Raw genomic sequence first — 17,174 nt, 5'->3', positions numbered from 1 at the left:
ATGGTTCTCCTTCTCGGGTGGTGGTCACGGTTTCTTGGCGCAGCCGATGGAGGGCTGTTCCATCGGTGAGGAGGCCCCGTCGGCGCGGACCATCATCACCTGGATGCAGGTCTCACCCGAGGGATTCGGTTCCACCTGCACCTTGGGTTCGGCGGCCGCCTGGAACTCCCCCGTGCCCTGGAGGGAGTAGGTCCGCCATTTGTACTTGTCGCCCGGCTTGGGCTGCGGGTTCTTCCAGGTGAAGGTGACCTTCCCGGCCGCGTCCACGGCTCCGGTGAGGTTCTCCACGTCCGGGACCGTGCCGTTGTCCAGGGCGTCGGCGGGCGGCCGGCTGACCTGTTCGGCGGGTTTGGCGGCGGGCGCCGGGCGGGTGGTTCCGGCCACGACGCCGACGACGGCGGCCACCACCAGGACGGCGCCGGCGACGACGGCGAGCACCAGGTTGCGCCGGCGGTGGTCGGGGGCGGCGGTGCTGTCTCCGACGGCGTCGGCTGCCGCCGCGTCAGTGTCCCCCGAGGCCTGCCGGCTGGAACGGCTGACGGTGGCCGCGACGTCGTCGTCCTCCGCGGGGGCGGCCGGCGTGAAGGAGGGCAGGGCTCCGGGCTTCTTGACGGCGTCGCTGCCCGGCCGCGGGGCGGAGGCGCCGGATGGGCGGCGGACCGTATCGCTGCCAGGTGCAGGCGGTGGTGCCGCCGCGGGAGCGGTCGCCGCCGTAACCCCGGGCAACCGGGTGGGGAACGTGGGCCCGTGCCCGGTAGCGTCCGGGTCGATCGCCGCGATGCTGCGGACCCGCGTCTCCTCGAAGCTGTCATCCGGATGCGGTTCGTCGGCGCGGGGTTCCTCGAGGACCTCGAAGGGGGTCACCGAGAGATTCAGTTCGGCCTGAATCCTCTGCAGCGCCAGGGCGAACGCGTGCGCCGAGGAGTACCGCGACGCCGGGGCCTTGGCCATCGCGGTTGCCAGGGCCAGTTCCAGGGACTCGGGCACGTCGGCGCGGCCCAGCTTGGGCACGGGCATGCTGGTGATCCGGGAAATCAGCTCGCGCTGGGAGTTATCCGCGCCCGGCAGGACGAACGGGGACCGGCCGGCCAGCAGGGTGTAGAGGGTGGCGCCGAGCGCCCAGACGTCCACCAGGACGCCGTCGATCTGGCGGTCGCTGAACTGTTCCGGCGGGGACCACGGGATGGACATGCCGGCGTCCTCGTCCTGGTCCCCGGCGAGTGTGCCGGAGATGCCGAAGTCCGTCAGCGCGGGCCGGTTGTAGTCGGTGACCAGGATGTTCGCGGGCTTGATGTCCCGGTGGGCGATCCCGGCCCGGTGCGCGGTCTCGACGGCGGAGGCCACCTGGATGCCGACGGCCAAGACCTCGTCCACGCTGAAGCGCTGGCGCCGGTAGCGGACGTCCAGGCTTGGCCGGGAGCAGTACTCCATGGCCAGGTACGAGTGGCCGGCGTCGGTGATCTCGGCCTCGAAGATCGTCACGATGTAGGGGTGCGAGGAGAGCTGGGCCATCAGGTTGGCCTCGGACTCGAACCGGCGGCGGGCGCCCTCGGTCTTCAGGTCCGAGAGCAGCACCTTGACCGCCACCTTGCGGCGCGGACGGTCCTGTTCGTAGAGGTAGACGTCGGAGAAGCCGCCGGAGCCCAGCAGGCTGACGTAGCTGAAGCCGGGGATGGTGGGCGGCGGCGCGGCGGGGCGTTTGGCGTTCACAGCAGTTCCTCGAAGCGCAGCTGGATGCCGTCGCCGAGTTCGGCGATGTCGCCGTCGAACACGATCGCCATCTCGCCCTGGGCGAGCCGGCGCGGGGCCTGGCCCTCACGCAGGAGCACGGTGCCGTTGGTGGCCTTGAGGTCGCAGAGCATCACGTGCCAGCCCTCCAACCGGACCTCCACGTGCGAGCGGGAAATATCGCCGCCGGGGCTGGCCACCTGGATCAGGCGCGGCATGACCGCGCCCTGGACCCGGGAGACCGACGGCTGGCGGCCGATAATCAGGGACTGGTCCAGGTCGATCAGCTCGCCGGTGGAGAGCCGGACCCGGCCCAGGCGCGGGCGCCGGACCTGCACGCCGTCGCCGGGCAGGGCCTGGCCGCAGTACGCGCAGGCGGCGCTGGTGGGCGGGTTCGCGTGGCCCCGGGGGCAGACCCGGGCCAGGACCATGGGACCCGTGCCGGGAGCCGGCTCCGGAGGCGCCTGCAGCGGGGCCGCTCCCCTGCCGGGCAGCGCGCTCTTCATGATGGTCTGGCCGTCGTGGTCCGTGTCGTCGGTTGCGCCCTGCGCCACGGCCGGTGATGCCGACGCGGGGCTTTCCGGGGCCGTATCCGGCCGGGCGAAGGCGTGGATCACCGACGGCGGACCCTGCTGGGCCGGCGGCGTGGGTGCAGGCACCGGCGCGGGGGCGGAGGCCGCGCGGTCGCCGCCGGTGGCCCAGGGCACCGAATCGATCAGGCCACCGGGCACGGCGGGCGCCGCGGGGGCCGGGGCCACCGCGGGCTCCGGTTCCGGGGCGAAAACCGGCTCCGGTTCCGCGGCGGGTTCGGCCGCGGCCGTTGCGGGTTCCCCGTCGGCATCCGGGTCCTCGCGGACGGCGGCGTCCTCGATGGTCCGCAGCACGGTCTGTTCCCAGAGGTGGTCGTAGCTGCTGGTCGGTTCGGCCTCGGCCGGCTCGGGCGTCCCGGGTACGTCCTGGTCCGTGGGCTCGGATGCGGCCGGTTTCGAAGCGGCGGCTGCGGGCTCGGCGGGTGCGGGCTCGGCGGGTGCGGGCTCTGCCGCTTCAGGCTCCTCGGGTGCCAGATCCTCCGGCAGTTCCAGCACGGTGTCGGCAGAGCTGCCGGCGTCGCCGGATTCGATCTGGGTCTGGTCGTCGGTTTCATCGGCGGCCTGGTCGGCGGCTTCGTCGGCCAGCTCGGCCTCGACATCCGCCGCCGCGGCGGCGAGCAGCACCTCGTCGCGGGGTGCCGCAGCCGCAGGTGCCACCGCTGCCGGGCTCTGCATCGTCCCGGGCGTCCCGCCGTCGAACGTGCAGACAAGCCCCCGAAGCATCACGACGCCCTCGGCCAGCGGCAGCCGCTCCGCGGCCGCAGTCGCAGTCGCAGTCGCAGCCGCAGCCGAGTCACCCGTGACCGCGGGCAGTACGGCCTCGAAACCCTCAGCGGCGGGCAGCCGGCGCTCGGTCCAGGTGGTCACGTCGCGGCCGCTGAGTTCGGTGGTGGTGCCGCCGTCGAGCCGGACGGTCAGGTCGATCTCGCCGCGGAGGAACACCCGCAGGGGTGCCGCCAGGCCCACCACGCCGAACCACGGCAGCCGGAACAGCGACCCGCCCGAGGCGGCGGTGACGGCGTCGAGCACCTCGTGGATTTCCGGGGACCGGCCGAGCAGCGCCCACAGCGGCTCCACCAGGGAACGCCCGGTGTCAGGCGGCAGCAGCACGACGGTGCCGCCGCGGATGATCCCCAGCCAGTCCCCCGGCAGGTAGCTCAGCTGTGCCCGTTGCTCAGCAATGTGAGCCGCCGCGGCGTCAGCGCTTGCCATGGCTGTCCCGGTCAGGGGCATCGGCCACAGCGCCGTCGAGGGCCACGTCCAGGACCTCGGTCGCGGCGGAGTCGGCGGTGATGTCCTGCGTCTCAGAAATACTGGCCGGGAGCACGTCGGTGTCGACCAGTTCGGGCCGCGGGAGTGTGTTCTCGTCCTCGGCCTCGCCGGGGGTGCGCGGCGCGGTGTGGGCGCCGCCGTCGCCGGCCACGTTGCTGGCGTCCACCACGATGCAGGTGACGTTGTCGCGGCCGCCGCTGCGCAACGCCGCCTGGATGAGCTGGTCCACCGCTGCCTGCGGGTCCGGCTCGCCGGCAAGGATGCCGGCGATCTGCTCGTCGTCGAGCTCGCCGTTCAGCCCGTCGGAGCAGACCAGCATCCGGTCGCCCTCCTCGACGGGCAGCAGCCAGTAGTCCGCTTCGGTCTCGTCGCCGGTGCCCAGCGCCCGGGTGACCACGTGGCGGCGGGGGTGCACGGCGGCCTCGGCCTTGGTGATCTCCCCGGCGTCGACGAGTTCCTGGACCTCGGAGTGGTCCACGCTGACCTGGCTGAGCTTGCCCTGGCTGAGCCGGTAGGTGCGGGAGTCGCCGATGTTCATGACCAGCCAGTACGGCACGCCGCGCTGCTCCACCACCACGACGCCGGTGAGGGTGGTGCCGGCCCGCGAGCCGGTGGCCTCGCGGATGTCCGCGTCGGCCTGAACCAGGTACTGCTGGAGGCCCGCCGCCGTGGCGTCGCGTTCCCCGGTGGCCAGCTGCGGGATGCCCGCGAGGGTGCGGACGCAGATGCCGCTGGCGATCTCGCCGGCCTCGTGTCCGCCCATGCCGTCGGCGACGGCGAAGACCGGGTCCGCGGCGATGTAGGAATCCTCGTTCATTTCACGGCGGAGGCCCCGGTCCGTGCCGTAGCCGCAGTTGAGCCGGAGGCTTGGCGCATCGCTGGAAGTACCGCTGGGGGCGCTGCCTGCTGCGCTGCTGGCTGCACCCGCGGGGGCTTCGGCGGAGGGAACGGGAGACGGCTGTGTTGTCATGCCTGTCCTAGGTAGAAGGAGCGGTCACCGAAGTGCACGGTGGAGCCGGGGCGTACGTGGGTGGGCTCTCCGGGGGCCAGCGCGGTGCGGATTCCGTCCGGGGTGGTGACGGCGCTGCCGTTGGTGGAGTTCCGGTCGGTCACCCAGATACCGCCGTCGCCGGCCTGCAGGTGCAGGTGGGTCTTGGAGATGGAGCGGCCCGGGTCGGCCACGGGGATCAGCTGCACGGCGTCCTCGCCGGGGTGGCCGGCGGGGTTGCGCCCGATCAGCGAGGCGCGGTCGAGCTCGATTTCCCGGCCGTCGTCGATCCGGATCCGCAGCATGGCGAGGGTGATCGGCGCGGAGGAGTCGCCGCGGACCTGGGTGCGGTCATGATCGTCGTCGGGGTGGACGCCGAAGGCGCGGTTGTTCGCCGGGGTGCTGCGGACGGCCTCGATCGGGGCGAACCCGGCGGGAGCGGGGACGGCGGCGGGGGCGGGCGCCGCGGCAGCGGGTTCAGGCGCAGGGGCGGCCGGGGCAGAAACAGGCGCAGCCACCGCGGGCCGGGCATCCAGCCGTGCGGCACCCGCGACGGGCGAGGCGACCTGCTGCACCGGCGGCAGGTCGAGCGGGGCGAAGCTGTAGGGGCCCTGGATCCCGCCGGTGGTGATGGGGTTGCGTCCGGCGGCGACGTCGAACATCCGGGTCTTGGCGGCGGCGTCGTGCCAGCCGCGCAGCCCGTTGTTCTTGTCCCACCGGTTGGAGATGACCACCAGGACGGCCCATACGGCGGCAATCACGACGGCGGCCCCGAGGATCCACTGCGCGGCGCCGAACCATCGGAAGACCACCACCAGGACCGCGGCCACGGCGGCCAGCAGCACGCCGGCTCCGGTGATCAGCCCGCGCAGGAACACTGCGCCGCCGCCGGGGGCGTACCCGTCGGCGTCGGCGGTCCGGAGGCCCAGCACGCGGTTGCCCAGGGTGACGCCGGAACGGGACTCGAGCACCGCCTGGACGATCACGTACACCGCGGCGATGCCGAGGCCGATGCCGCCGAAGAGCACCAGCGAGGAGGTGTTGTAGATGATGGTTCCGTTGCTGCGGGTGCGGGTGACCTGCGAGAACCCGAGGGCCAAGAGGATCGCCAGGACCGCCACCGGGCCCGTCCAGTCCAGCACCGCGGCCCCCAGACGCCGCTGCGCGGTCGCTGGAACCAGCTCAAGCTTGTTCGGCAACGCGGTACCTCCCCCTGGTCCGTGGACGTCCGCGCCGGCCGGCCGGGCGTCCCGTGATGTGGCGCCGCCCGGACTGTTTGGCGCTACCGGGATAGTACCGGGTCCGGGGACACTCCGCGGGGCGGAGGGGACGGAGTGGGCGGCGCGGTTGGCCAGCGGCGTCCCGCAGGCGGGGCAGAAAGTGGCGCCCGGGCGGATCGGCTGCTGGCAGCGCGGGCAGCGGCTGGCGTCGGTCATGGCTCGGTGCGGGTCTTCCTGAAGCGTCACTGTGGTTCCTGGGGCGGACCGGGCTCCACTGTACTAGCTGGCTTCCGGCCGGGCCGTTTCCTGCCGGGCAGCACCGGCCTGAGGCTGCGCAGCGTAAGCGCGGCGCGGCCCTCGGCCAGCAGCGAGCGCGGCGAGAACCTCGCCTGCTGGCGCCGCCAGAAGCCCATCGTCCCGGTCATTTCCTTGAGCGACCCCTCCACGATCTCCCAGTACTGGCGCACCTGGTCCTCACTGGGTTCGCCCGCGCCGAAGATGGCGGCGTCGGCGCGGTGGGCCAGCAGCGTCGTCGTGCCCTTGCTGGCGGGGAACGCCTCGCCGAGCACCACGGAGGTTTCCCGCCGGGTGGCGCGGCCGTCCACGCCGGCGCCCAGGTCGGTGGCCAGGCTCAGCACCTCGCTCCAGCCGCCGCCCACGCGCTGGGAGGGGTTGCCGGTGGTGAAGCGGGCCTTTCGCCGCCGGGACTTCAGCAGGGCGATCAGCAGCAGTGGCAGCGCGATCACGGCCACCGGGATGAGGGCGACGCCGATCGCGGAGAGCAGCGGTCCCCAGAACAGCCAGGGGTTGTTCTTCTTCTCATCCGCGTCCAGGGCGTCCGGGGAGGAGTCCGGCGGCAGCTCGGCCGGCTCCTGCGGCGGGGGCGGCGGCTGCAGCACCTGCGGCTTGGGCTTGGACTTGTTCTCCGGGTCAGGTGGGATCGGGACGTTGTCCTTGGGCGGGGTGGGGTCGAAGGCCACCCAGCCGACGCGGTCGAAGGCCACCTCCACCCAGGCGTGGACGTCCTTGCCGGTGATCTGCACCTGGCCGGCGCCGTTTTCCGGGCCCTTGGGGTCCGGGTAGAAGCCCATCACCACGCGGGATGGGATGCCCAGGTGCCGCAGCATCAGGGACATCGCCACGGAGTACTGCTCGTCGTCGCCGAGCATCTGCTTGGCGGTCAGCAGGGCGCGGATGCGGTTGGAGCTGTGGCCGGAGACGCTGGGCAGCTGGCCGTCGTCGATCAGGCCGTTGCTGAAGGCGCCCTTCTTCTGGAAGTGGGCCTCGATCTGCCGCACCCGATCGATCGCGGTGGGCGCGTCCGCGGCCAGGTCGTTCGCCTGGGAGCCCACCACGGGCGGGACTTCCTCGGGGTCCGGCAGGGAGTCCTTGGCGAAGTCGTACTGCGTCAACTGCCCGTGTTCGAGCATCACCGGGTCGGCCACCTGGACGCTGTAGGAGTCGCCCTTGGCCAGGCCGCGGGTGGTGACGGCGGTGTCCGTGCCGGAGTTGAAGTACAGGCCGGACGCGGCGCCGGAGCCGTCGCTGGTGAAGCTGATACCGGTGGTTTTCCGGCCGCCGGGCAGGAAGTAGCCCTGGTAGTCCTCGATGGTCACGTCGAGGGTGTAGTCCCGGGTAGGCACGACGCCGGACGAGTCGGCGAGGGTGTTCAGCGACTTGGCGTCCCCCACTTTGCTGAAGCTGCCGGAGCCGTTGGGATCCATGGAGTAGTTGGTGCCGTTGAAGGAATCAAGCGCGGCCAGGCGGACCCGGCCGTCCTTGGGCAGGCCCTTGACCAGGAAGAGGTTGTCGTCCTTTTTGTCCTTGACGAAGTTCCTGAAGCTCGCCAGCGGCGTGACGTAGTCCTTCGGGTCGAATGGCGGGACGACGGCGTTGCGCAGCACCCGACGATCGTCCCCGCCGGTGAGCAGCGGGGAGGTCACGGCGGTGGTGCCGATGGCGACGGCGATCACGCCGGCGGCGGTGCCGAGGCGCCGAAGCCGGGCGGCACGGGCCGCGGCCGGGTCCGCGTCCGGCCGGTTCACCGAGACGGTGCGGGTGCTGTTGCGGCGCAGGGCGTCCCGGCGGAAGGTGGCCCAGGCGATCGCGATCACGGTCAGGGCGGTGCCGCGCTCCACGGTCAGGAACGCGGCGTTGGTGCTGAAGGCGATCCCGGTGATGAACAGCACCAGGACCGGCAACAGCGGCCAGTACGGGTTCTTCAGCCGCCAGATCAACAGCCCGGCGGCCAGGGCGGTGAGCAGCGAGCTAAGGAACGGCACGATCAGGGTGCCACCCGCGGTCCCCACCGGCACGCCCACGGTGAGCATGTCCTTCCAGGCGAAGACGATGCCGGTCAGCAGGGTCCGGAGCGATTCCAGGCTGGGCAGCACGGCGGCCAAGGCCGCGCCCGGGACCGCCAGCGCCGTGCCGAAGACCAGGTAGGCGGCGAGGGTCAGCGCGGCCGTGGCCAGGCCACCGAGGCGCAGGTGCACGGAGGCGGCGGCGACGCCGAGGCCCAGCAGGACGCCGCCGAGGCCGGCCACGAGGTAGTACGGGTCGCCGCCGAAGCTGAGGCTGAAGCCCAGGACGCCCAGGCCCAGCAGCACGGTGAGGACGCCGGCGTCGAGCAGGTAGTGCCAGGCCGGCTGCCCGTCGCCGAACCCCGACATTGTGGCGGCGGAACGGGTGGCGGGCTTTCGGCTGGCGGGGGTGCGGTCGCGGCGCAGCGGGGTGGCACTCATGCGGCCGCCTTTCGGAGCACGATGGCGAGCTCGGCGAGGTCGCCGAGGGTGAGGACGGTCAGGTCCGCGATGTTGGCGCGGGAGGGGGCGGCGCCGGCCTGGACCCGGACGGCGAGGCTGCGGACACCCGGCGGCACGGACGCGGCCGCGGAGCGCAACTGCGTGGGGGTGACGTTGCTGCCGACGATGAAGAACACCACCGAGGCGTTCGGGACGGTATCGGCGAGCGTCCGGGCGAGGTCGACGGCGGTCTTCCGCTGCGACGCGCCCACGATGCGGGTCATGTCATCGAGCATGTTGCGGCCGGTCTCGCAGCGCAGCGGGCCCTGCTGGGTGAGGACGTCGAGGTTGCGCTGTTCCCGGATGGCTTGCAGGCCGATGGATCCGGCGGCGGAGATGGCGAGTTCGAACTCCTCCTCGGAGCCGTATTCGTCCGTGTTGGTCGAGAGCGAGATCGCCAGGTGGGCGCGGCGGGTCTCCTCGAACTGCCGGACCATGAGCTTGCCGGTCCGGGCCGTGGTCTTCCAGTGGATGTGCCGGCGGTCGTCGCCCGGCACGTAGTCGCGCAGCGCATGGAAGGACACGTCCGCGCTGGAGAGTTCGGTGGTGGGCATGCCCTCGAGGTCGCGGATGAAGCCGGCGGCGGACCCGGCGAGGGGCACGGTGCGGGGGTGCACGAACAGGTCGCGCGGTTCGGTCCAGAGCACCTGGCGGCGCAGCAGGTGCAGCGGGTCGGCGCGCACCGAACGGACCGGGCCCACCACGATCACGGCGCGGCGGGCGGTGGGGATGGTGAAGAGGTCCTCGTGCACCTGCGCCGGCTTCATCCGCGGCAGGTGGAACACCGCCGTCGCGGACCCCACCGGCAGTTCCAGGGCGGCGGGCAGCAGCGGCCGGGCCGAGGTATTGGACACCGCGATGCTGCCGACGGCGCTGTCCCCCACCGCCACCCGCATCCGGGCGAGGTCCAGCAGCACGCCGTAGGAGGACCGGCCCAGGATGAACCCGACGGCCAGCACGAAGAGCACGAACGCGGCGATCGCCGCCGCCTGCGCCTCCGCCCAGCCGTAGGCCTGGCCCAGGATCCAGAGCAGCACGGAGCCGGCCAGCACGGCCCAGCCGAGGACACTGACCACGGCCAGGACCGGCTGGACGTGCCGCCGGAAACGGTCGCGGACCAGCCGTGCGGCGGGGGCCAGCGCCAGGGCGGCGGTGCCGCGGGCCTCGGCCCAGACGGCGGAGGGGTGCAGCCGCGCGGGCACGGCAGCCCGGGAAAAGGGCTGCTTCAGGCGGTCAGCAAGCCGGGTCAGCGGGGTGCCGGTGGACATAGGGGTGGCCTTCGTTCGTGCGGGAAATACGAGGTGAAGCGGGACGCTAGACGGCGGCGCGCTGCTGCGGGGCGGCGACGTCGGCCAGCACCCGGGTGAGCACGGCGTCGGCGGTGGCGCCGGAGAATTCCGCTTCCGGGTCCATGACCAGCCGGTGGGTCCAGACGACGGCGGCGAGGTCCTTGACGTCGTCGGGCAGGACGAAGTTGCGGCCCTGGGCAGCGGCCCAGACCTTGGCGGCGCGGACCATCGCGAGGGCTCCGCGGACGGAGACGCCCAGGCGGGTCTCCGCGGCGTTGCGGGTCTCCTCGCAGAGCCGGGAGATGTATTCGAGCACCGCGGTGTCCACGTGCGTGGTGGCGGCCAGGTCGGCCATGTCCGCGACGGCCTGGGTGGTGATCACGGCGGTGATCTCCTTGGACCGGTCCTTGAGGTTGGCGCCGCCGAGCAGCTGGACCGTGGAGGCGTGGTCCGGGTAGCCGATGGAGGTCTTGATCAGGAAGCGGTCCAGCTGCGCCTCCGGCAGCCGGTAAGTGCCGGCCTGTTCGATCGGGTTCTGGGTGGCCATCACCATGAACGGCCGGCCGGCCTCGTAGGTGGTGCCGTCCACGGTCACGCGGGACTCCTCCATAACCTCCAACAGTGCCGACTGGGTCTTCGGCGAGGCGCGGTTGATTTCGTCGGCCAGGACGATGTTGCTGAAGATCGGGCCCTTGTGGAACTCGAACTTCTGCGTCTTCTGGTCGTAGATGGTCACGCCGGTGACGTCGGAGGGCAGCAGGTCCGGGGTGAACTGGATGCGGCTGTTCGAGCCCTGAACGGTGGCGGCGAGGGCCCGGGCCAGGGAGGTCTTGCCGGTGCCGGGGGCGTCCTCGAAGAGCACGTGCCCCTCGGCCAGCATGGCCGTGAACGTCAGCCGGATGACATGTTCCTTGCCGAGGACGGCCTGGCCGACGTTGGCGACGAGCTTGTCGAAGGTGCCGGCAAACCACTCGGCCTGTTCGGTGGTCATGGTCATGGCGTGGTCCTCTTCTGGGTTCGGGGGGTGCGGGGTGGGGCCGCCGGGAGGGGTTCCCGGCGGCGTCCGGTGTTTGGCGAAGCGGCGGTCATCAGCAGCCGCCGGGGGCGGGACCGAACAGATCCACGGTGGTGGACTTGGCGTACCAGCTGGGGTGGCTGCCCCCGGTCATCCGGTACCAGGGGGTGCCGTTGCCGTAGATGTCCTTGGTGCAGTCGACGTTCAGCTTGCCCTCTGACCGCTGCACCCAGCCGACGCCGCAGGACGGCCCGCTCGGGTTGTAGGTGTCCGCCTGGCCGGGCTTGCCCGGGCAGGTGCTGTTGTGCGCCTGGATCTGGGACAGCGGCGGGGTCGGGTCGGCCCCGGAGGTTGAGGGGGCGCTGCCGGAGCCGCCGCAGCTGGTGTCGTTGCAGGCCCGGACGGCCAGGGTGTGCCGCTTGTCCCAGCCGCCGGCGTTGTGGTCGTAGCTGCGGTTCAGCCCCACGCTGGTCCAGCCGCCGCCATCGTAACTGACCTCGTAGCGGACGATCGGCTTGCCGTTGTCGGCGGGCTGGGACCAGGTCCAGTGCACCTGTCCGTCGCCCGGCTGCGACGTGCCGCCGTTGACGTTCGGCACCCCTGGGGGACCGTAGGGGACGGCAGAGCCGATGGCCTGGGCGTCTCCGGAGACGTTGTTCTTGGTGGACACCGCAATAATGTTCACCGTGACGTTCCTGCCGTTGGGCTGGCCGCCGATGGTGCCGCCGCCCGCGTTGATCGGCCCGGAGCCGTAAGCGGTGTTCCACCGGTAGGCAATCTCCGAGGCGGTGGAGCCGTTGCGCTGAGCCTGCGTCAGCGGGGTGAAGGTGACCTTCAGGTCCCCGCTGCTGCCGGTAGCGGCCACGCTGCCGCCGCTGACCATGCCGGGCTTGCCGGCCGCGCGGACCGGTGCCGAGGCCGGGCTGGTGCCCGAGGTGCCGGCCTTGTTGGTGGCCGCCACCGTGAAGGTGTAGTCCGCCTCCGAGTTGTCCACCGTCACGTTCTGCGAGGTGCCGGAGACCTGTTGGGTATTCACCACGGATCCACCCCGCAGGGTGGTCAGGGTGTAGACGGAGATCGCGTCGCCGTTATTGTTCGGCGCCGCCCAGGAGACCTTCATCTGGCTCTGTGAACCGACCGAGCCGGCCTGGCTGGCGCTGGGGGCCGCCGGGGTGACGGGCACGCCGGCGGGGGTTTCCGCCGCCGAGTAGGCGCTCCACTCGGACGGGTCCTTGGCGTCGTTCCGGGCCAGCACGCGCACCGTATAGGCCACGCCGTTCTTCAGGCCCTTCCAGACGTAGCTGGTGGTGGTCAGGTTCTGGATCTGGGCGTTCTGGCCCGCGGGAGCCGGCGAAATCTCCAGGTCGTAGGACTTGATCGCCGAACCCTTGGACGCGGGGGCGGTCCACGCGACGGACAGCTGCTTGTCGCCGAACTTCAGGGTGGGCGCGGCGGGGGTGTCCGGCTTGACATCCGGGCGCACCTCCGCTGAGGCCGGAGACGGGTCGGAGGTGCCGACGTCGTTCGTGGCCGTGACCGTGAAGTGGTACTTGGTGTTGTTGGTCAGCCCGTTGAGGGTGCACGAGTTGGCCGGGCAGTCCTGGCTGAAGCCGCCCTCCCCCGTCACCGTGTACCTGGTGATCGGTGAACCGCGGTCCGCCGGCGGGGTCCAGGTCAGCAGCGCCGTCCGGTCGCCCACGCTCTGAGCCTGCGGCGTGCCGGGGGCCAGGGGCTTGTCCTTGACGGTGAGCCGGATCCGGGCAGTCGCGTTCCGGGACGGGTCACCGGTCTTGTCCGCCACCGTATAGGACACCACCATGGTGCCCGAGGCGGACGGGGTGACCTGCACGCTGTCCCGGGCCACGGAGACGTTGCCGGAGCCGGTCTCCGCGGTGGCGGAGAGGATCTTCAGCGGCGTCTCCGGGAACGGGTTCGCGTCGTTGGCCAGCACGTTGACCGTCACCGGCTTGCCGACGGCGGCGTTCTCCTCGACGTCGTCATTGGCCACCGGCTTGGGTCGGTTGGAGGCCGTGGCGGTCAGCTGGTAGGTGGCCGTTGATTCCAGGCCGCGGGGATCCTTGGCCTTGACCTGGACCGCGCCGGTGGCGCCGGAGGCGGTCCCGTCCTTGACCGTGACCTTGAGCGTCTTGCCGTCGATCGAGGCGTCGAACCCGGCGGGCGCGTTGCCGGCGAGCTCGTACTTCATGGCGTCCACGTCGCCGTCGTCCGGGTCGGTGGTGAGCTTGGCCAGGTCGGTGCTGGCGGTGTCGCCCTTGGGCACGTCCACCTGGCTGCCCAGCAGCACCGGCGGGTTGTTCCGGTTGGGGTCCGGGAGCACCTTGGTGCGGATACTCAGGGTGGACTTCAGGCCGGCCGGGTCGTCCGGGCCGGAGCCGTCGGTGACCTCGAAGCTCAGCGAACCGGGGCCCACGTAGTCCTGGCCGGCGGTGTACTTCAGCGCGGTGCCGTCCCCCGCGACCGGGTCGGAACCGTCCGCGCCGATCAGCTTGATCCGGTCCGTCTGGGTCAGCCGCGGGGAGCGGCCGTCGCGGACCTTCACCCATTCCTTGAGATCGACCGTGACGGACTGCCCGGCGACCACCTCGATCACGTCGTTCTTGGCCAGGGTGGGGACCTGCTGGCCGATGCCGGGTACCCAGATGATGGCGGTGGACTTCAGCCCGTCCACGTCCTCCACGGTGTAGGGGATCAGCTGCGGCCCCTCGGTCAGTTCGACGATCACGTTGCCGTCGGTGCCGGGCCGGGCGGTGGGCGACTCGGTGGAGATCTTGAGGTTCTCGCCGACGCCGTCGGGGTCCTCGTCATTCTTGAGCACGGGCACATCGACGGCGGTCTTGCCCAGCGTCTGGGCGGAGGTGACCCGGTCGTCCCGGGCGATCGGGGCCTGCAGCGGCACGTCCTTCATGACCTTCACCGCGATCGAGGCCTGGGCGGTGGCGCCGCGGTCATCGGCCACAGTGTAGCGGACGTTGGTGGTGCCCTCCTCCCCCGGCGCCAGCACGATAATCCGGCCGCTCTGCTTGCTGACGGTGGCCTGCAGCTCCTGAGGGGCCTCGATCTCGTTCGCGAGGATCTTGATCGGGTCGCCGTCGGGATCGGTGTCGTTGCCCAGGGCGTCGACGGCGATCTGCCGGCCGGGCCGGACCTTGACCTCGTCATCCACGGGTGTGGGCTTCTGGTTGACATCCCCCCGCGGGGCGATGCCCACCGTGACAGTTCCGGTGTTCACGGCGCCCTGCCGGTCCACCACCTTGTAGCGGAAGGTGTCCGTACCCGCGCCGTCGCCGGCGGCGGTGAAGTCGATGAAGTTGCTGCCCACGGTGGCCGTGCCCATCGACGGGGAACTGTCGATCCCGGTCAGCTGGACCGAATCGCCGTCCGGGTCGATGCCGTCCAGTTCCACCGGGATCCGGACGGTGCCGGCGGCAACCACGCGGGCGGTAAGGTTCTTCGGCTGCGGGCGGGAGTTCTGTGCCCCCTCCAGCGGCAGGATGTGGATGGTGACCGCGGCGGCGCTCTTCTGGCCCTGCGGGTCCACGGCGTTGTAAATGGCGCGGACGGTCTTCGGAACGGGGCCTGCAATGAACCGCAGGGTGTTCTCGGAGACGAAGCTCTTGCCGTCGGCCTCGGGGACGGGCTGCGGGAGCACTGGGTCCACCGTGAGTTTCTGGCCCTGAGGGTGGGTGTCGTTGGCCAGCACCGGAATCGTGACGACGTCGTTGACGCGCACGTTGACCTCGTCCGGCTTCGGCTGCGGGGCCTCGAGCACGGCCGGGGCGGGCACCGGGACCACGGAGACGCTGCCGGTGGCGGACTTGCTGCCGTTGGACATGGTGTAGCGGAAGGTGAACGGTTCCCGCGTGCCGACGATGTCGGTGACGCGCAGGACGCTGTGGTCGATCACGCTGACCGAGGCGGTGGAGTTCTCCGGCACCTGGACGGACTGTAGCACCAGGACGCCGCCGGCCGGGTCGGAGTCGTTGGCCAGCGGGTCCACCAGGACGCTGCCGCCGGTGGGCATGAGGGCGACGTCGTGCACGGCCACCGGGTTGCCGGTGTCCTTGCCGGATTCGACGTCCACCCGGATGAGGCCCTGGGTGCTTTGCGGGCCGTTGCTGGCGATGTAGGTGAGGTAGACGGGACCCGGGGTGTCGCTGCGGAAGGTGAAGGTTCCGCCGTCGGTCACGGGACCCAGCTGGGCCGGGCCTGCAGCTTCCACCTGGGCCAGGCGCAGGGCGCCGCCGTTGGGGTCGACGTCGTTCTTCAGCGGCGCGATCACCAGGTCCTGGCCGACGACGGCGGTGACGTGGTCCGCGTTGACCACCGGCTGCAGGGCGCCGGGCGGCTGGACGTTGACGATCACCTTGCCGGTGGTGGTGGCGCGGCCGTCCCAGACGCTGACCGTGACGGTCTTCTTGCCGGGGGCGGCGCCGGAGTCCTGGTAACTGAGCAGGCCGTCGCGGCGGACCTTGACCTGGTCCTGCTCGTTGTCCGCCTTCGCGTCCAGCAGCACCAGGTCATCGCCGTCGGGGTCCATCCAGTCGGTGAGGATGTTCTGGCTGACGGACTTGCCCTGCTCCACCAGCATGGTGGTGGGCTCGCCACGCTTGAACAGCGGGGGCTTGTTCTCGTCCGGGCCGACCACGCTGAGCGTGACGGTGCCGGCGGCGGACAGGCCGCGGCCGTCCGCGGCGTTGTAGCCGAAGGTTTCGGTGCCGGGCTTAGCGTCCGACGGGACGGTGATCTGGAAGGCCGTGCCGCCGTAGATGCTCTCCAGGCTGCCGGATTTGGGGCCGTTGCCGGCCACGGAGGCGGTGAGGACGTCGCCGTCGGGGTCGGAGTCGTTATCCAGGACCGAGAGCACGGTGGTGCGGCCGGGCCGCACGCCCACGGTGTCCGGCTTGGTTTCCGGCGGCCGGTTGGGCTTGGTGCGGTCCGGGAGGATGTTGATGGTGTTGTTGTCCGCGGATTCCTGGTCCTGGTCGTTGGACTGGTTCTTCGGCGGGATGACGTCGTCCCAGTTGTTCACCAGCTGCATGTTCTGGTTGACCAGCCAGACGTTGCCGGAGTTCACGTCGTTGAGCACCACCAGGTCCCGGTTGACCCGGAAAACATAGCTCGGCGACGCCGAGGCCTTGGGAACGTCGGAGGTCTTGTCGTCGGCGTTGTTGACGCAGTCGCGGACGTACTTGTTCGCCCCGGACCAGGCGGCGTGCACACAACCGCCCAGCTGCACCGGCGCCGCCGGCACTCCCTGTCCGCCGAACGTCACCGTCCGCGCCGTCGAACCGTCCAGTGGTACCTCCAGCAGCGCCTTCGGCGTGGCCACGGCCACCGCGTCCGAGCCCGGACCGGGCTGCTGCAGCTTGGCGTCCTTCGCGTCGGCCAACGCCAGTTCCCGGCCGCCGGGCAGGAACAGCTTTGACCGGCCGGCGTCGAGCACCACCGGCTGGTCGCCCACCACGGTCAGCTGCACCGTGCCGGCGCCCTTCAGCCCGTCCCAAGTGGCGGACTGCGAGTCCGCCGTGGGCTTCCCCGCGGTGTCGACACCGGTGACGGTGACCTTGCCGGATTTCGGGTCGACGCTGTAGATCCGGTCATCGGAGCCGACCACGGAGACCACGCCCTTGCCGCCCTGGAGCACCGGTTCCACGTTCTCCGGGTCAAAACTGTTCAGCGAGGAGGGCGAGAGCGCCCAGACCGAACCCTTCGCCGGGTCGGTCACGGCGATGACCCGCGAGCCGAAGCTGACCTCGGCGGATCCGGGCAGCTTCCGGTCCCCGCCGAGGCGCATCTGCGCGGCGGAGACCTGGTTCAGCGTCGCCCCGTTGGCGTCGTCGACGAACACGGTGCCGGCATCCTGCAGGACGTCGAAGGAGGTCGACGCCGGGGTCACGGCACCGTCGAGCACGCGGGACGGGTAGTTCAACCGGCCCACGGCGTTCTTCGACTTCGAGACCACCCAGACGCCGCCGTCGTTCAGGTCCACCTCGGTGGTCTTGAAGCCCGGGTACAGCACCGCGGCCACCACCAGGACGGCGAGCGACACCACGAACCCCACCACGGAAAGCAGGCGGCGTCGGGCACGGCTCAGACGCCGGAAACGGGGCAGCAGGGAACCCGGTTTCCTGGCCTTCAGAGTGCTCAGCAGTCGTGTCACGGCGTCAGTTGTCCCTCAAAAAATGCGGCATTGGGTTCCGGGCGAAAGCCCCGGGCAGGGCTCTGCGCCCCGCGACAGCCTACCGAA

The 17,174-nt window shown here is 71.3% G+C and carries 8 protein-coding genes; all 8 read right to left on the bottom strand.

Annotated features, from left to right (window positions below; all coding sequences use genetic code 11):
* Nucleotides 1–24: 24 nt before the first annotated feature.
* The gene (locus ACFVY3_RS08190) at nucleotides 25–1,710 is read right to left on the bottom strand and encodes a serine/threonine-protein kinase (protein ID WP_400159371.1); all 1,686 of its coding nucleotides are present in this window, start codon (nucleotides 1,708–1,710) and stop codon (nucleotides 25–27) included.
* Nucleotides 1,707–3,530, bottom strand: coding sequence for a hypothetical protein (locus ACFVY3_RS08185; protein WP_400159370.1), 1,824 nt, complete (start codon nucleotides 3,528–3,530; stop codon nucleotides 1,707–1,709). The genes ACFVY3_RS08190 and ACFVY3_RS08185 overlap by 4 nt, the downstream gene beginning before the upstream one ends.
* Nucleotides 3,517–4,560 carry a PP2C family protein-serine/threonine phosphatase gene (locus ACFVY3_RS08180; RefSeq protein ID WP_400159369.1) on the bottom strand — a complete coding sequence of 348 codons (1,044 nt, stop codon included), beginning with the start codon at nucleotides 4,558–4,560 and terminating at the stop codon, nucleotides 3,517–3,519. The genes ACFVY3_RS08185 and ACFVY3_RS08180 overlap by 14 nt, the downstream gene beginning before the upstream one ends.
* On the bottom strand, nucleotides 4,557–6,044 hold the full coding sequence (locus ACFVY3_RS08175; protein WP_400159368.1) for an RDD family protein: 1,488 nt from the start codon (nucleotides 6,042–6,044) through the stop codon (nucleotides 4,557–4,559). Before ACFVY3_RS08175 ends, ACFVY3_RS08180 begins: the two co-directional genes overlap by 4 nt.
* Nucleotides 6,041–8,542 carry a transglutaminase family protein gene (locus ACFVY3_RS08170; protein ID WP_400159367.1) on the bottom strand — a complete coding sequence of 834 codons (2,502 nt, stop codon included), beginning with the start codon at nucleotides 8,540–8,542 and terminating at the stop codon, nucleotides 6,041–6,043. Before ACFVY3_RS08170 ends, ACFVY3_RS08175 begins: the two co-directional genes overlap by 4 nt.
* Complete coding sequence (locus tag ACFVY3_RS08165) at nucleotides 8,539–9,870, bottom strand: DUF58 domain-containing protein (protein WP_400159366.1); 1,332 nt, start codon at nucleotides 9,868–9,870, stop codon at nucleotides 8,539–8,541. Before ACFVY3_RS08165 ends, ACFVY3_RS08170 begins: the two co-directional genes overlap by 4 nt.
* A 46-nt stretch (nucleotides 9,871–9,916) precedes the next feature.
* Nucleotides 9,917–10,888, bottom strand: coding sequence for a MoxR family ATPase (locus ACFVY3_RS08160; RefSeq protein ID WP_290258457.1), 972 nt, complete (start codon nucleotides 10,886–10,888; stop codon nucleotides 9,917–9,919).
* Nucleotides 10,889–10,979: 91 nt separating this feature from the next.
* Nucleotides 10,980–16,991 carry an Ig-like domain-containing protein gene (locus ACFVY3_RS08155; RefSeq protein ID WP_400159495.1) on the bottom strand — a complete coding sequence of 2,004 codons (6,012 nt, stop codon included), beginning with the start codon at nucleotides 16,989–16,991 and terminating at the stop codon, nucleotides 10,980–10,982.
* Nucleotides 16,992–17,174: the final 183 nt, after the last annotated feature.

Origin of the sequence: Arthrobacter sp. BPSS-3, assembly GCF_044628475.1 — a bacterium.
GTDB lineage: Bacteria > Actinomycetota > Actinomycetes > Actinomycetales > Micrococcaceae > Arthrobacter.
The sequence above is the reverse complement of the archived record's forward strand: the minus strand, read 5'-3'. Positions and strand labels throughout refer to the sequence as shown.